We start from the raw sequence: 2,092 nt of genomic DNA, 5'->3' as shown, positions 1-2,092 counted from the left end.
ACCTGGTCATGGGTGACGAAGACCGAGGTGGCGCTCAGCCGCCGGTGCAGCTTGCGGATTTCCGAGCGCATCTGCACGCGCAGCTTGGCGTCGAGATTGGAGAGCGGTTCGTCGAAGAGGAAAACCTTCGGCTCGCGAATCATGGCGCGGCCCATGGCGACGCGCTGGCGCTGGCCGCCGGACAAGGCCATCGGCTTCCGGTCGAGCAAGTGCTCCAGTTCCAGGATGCGCGCGACCGCCTGGATGCGCTGAGCGCGTTCGGCGGCTGGAACGCCCGCCACCTTCAGCGAATAGCCGATGTTCTGCGAAACGCTCATATGCGGATAGAGCGCGTAGTTCTGGAACACCATGGCGCAGCCGCGCTCGCGCGGCTCGAGCTTGTTGACCACCTTGCCGTCGATGGCGATCGTGCCGCCTGATATCTCCTCCAACCCGGCGATCATCCGAAGCAGCGTGGACTTGCCGCAGCCCGACGGCCCGAGGATGACGACGAATTCGCCCGACGCGATGTCGAGGTGGACGCCGTGCACGACCTGCATCTTGGCGTAGCTTTTGTAGACGTCGCGAATGGTGATCGAGGCCATCGGCTGGTCCCTACTTTTCTGTGGCGATGAGGCCGCGCACGAACCAGCGCTGCATGGCCACGACGACGACGAGCGGCGGCAGCATGACGATCAGCGTGCCGGCCATGGCGATGTTCCATTCGGGAATGCCGCCGACATTGGGGATGAGTTGCTTGAGCTCGGTCACCGCCGTGGCGTGGCTGGCATCGGTGGTGATGAGCAACGGCCACAGATACTGGTTCCACGCCCACAGGAACATGATTGTGCCGAGCGCCGCCATGTTGTTGCGCGACGAGGGCAGCAGGATGTCGATGAAGAAGCGCAAGGCTCCTGCACCATCCATGCGCGCGGCCTCGGTCAGTTCGTCCGGCACAGTCAGGAAGAACTGCCGGTAGAGGAACGTGCCGGTGGCGGTGGCGATCAGCGGCATGATAAGGCCGGTATAGGAATTGAGCAGCCCGAGGCTGAGTGCGACCTGCACCCCCGAGACCTTCTCGATCAGCCAGCTCAGGCCAGTCACGTCGAGGATCGCCTGATATGGCGACATGACGTTGGCGACGACCGCGTAGGTCGGCACGATGCGCACTTCCAGCGGCAGCATCAGCGTGACGAATATTAGCCAGAAGATCAGCATGCGGCCGGGATAACGGAAGTAGACGATCGAGAAGGCGGTGAGCGCCGAGATGATGACTTTGCCGGCCGCCACGCCTGCGGCCATGATAAAGCTGTTGAACAGCTTCGGCCCGAGATCGGCCGTCGTCCACGCTGCCTTGATGTTGACCCAGAAGTCGCTGCCCGGCAGCAGCGACATCGGCACGTCGTTGACATCCTTCAGATTATGCGAGGCCGCGATCGCGACGATGATGAACGGCGCCACGCAAAATGCGAAGCCGACGAACAGGATTAGATGGGTGAACAAGTTGAGGATCGGGGTGCGCTCGACCATGCCCGCCTCACTTGTAATGCACACGCCGCTCGATGAAGCGGAACTGGAAGATGGTGAGCACGATGATAAGCAGCATCAGTATGATGCTTTGCGCGGCGGCGCCGGAATAATCGAGGCCTTTGAAGCCGTCGGAATAGATCTTGTAGACCATCAGATTGGTCGCGTTCGCCGGACCGCCCGCCGTCATGATGTCGACGATGCCGAAGGAATCCTGAAAGCTCTCGGTGATGTTGATGACCAGGAGGAAAAAGATTGTCGGCGTGATCAACGGGAACTGGATATCCCGGAAACGTCTGAGAACGCCGGAGCCGTCCATCGCCGCCGCCTCGACCAGTGAGCGCGGGATTGCCTGCAGGGCTGCGAGGAAAAAGATGAAGTTGTAGCCGACATATTTCCAGGAGAACGCGATGATGACAGAAGCCATGGCGTCGGCACCATTGAGGCCGGGGTCCCAGAAGCCTGGCCAGACCTTGTTGACGGCGGCCATGAAGCCGGCTTCGGGCGCCAGGATGAAGCGGAAAGCCATCGCCAGCGCAGGTGCTGCGATGCCGTAAGGCCAGATCAGCACGACGCGGTAGAGGCG

Annotated in this window: 3 protein-coding genes; all 3 read right to left on the bottom strand. The window is 61.7% G+C overall.

The window, feature by feature from the left end; translation table 11 throughout:
• On the bottom strand, window positions 1–584 hold a 584-nt coding region (locus EN781_RS31260; RefSeq protein WP_127400666.1), incomplete at its 3' end, for an ATP-binding cassette domain-containing protein.
• A gap of 10 nt (window positions 585–594) precedes the next feature.
• Complete coding sequence (locus tag EN781_RS31255) at window positions 595–1,509, bottom strand: ABC transporter permease subunit (protein WP_126058104.1); 915 nt, start codon at window positions 1,507–1,509, stop codon at window positions 595–597.
• Between the two features lie 7 nt (window positions 1,510–1,516).
• A partial coding sequence (locus EN781_RS31250) for an ABC transporter permease subunit (RefSeq protein ID WP_127400665.1) occupies window positions 1,517–2,092 on the bottom strand: 576 nt, incomplete at its 5' end.

The organism is Mesorhizobium sp. M4A.F.Ca.ET.090.04.2.1 (assembly GCF_003999085.1).
In the GTDB taxonomy this organism is placed as follows: domain Bacteria; phylum Pseudomonadota; class Alphaproteobacteria; order Rhizobiales; family Rhizobiaceae; genus Mesorhizobium.
Note: the sequence above shows the minus strand (reverse complement) of the source record. Positions and strands in the feature narration are given on the sequence as shown.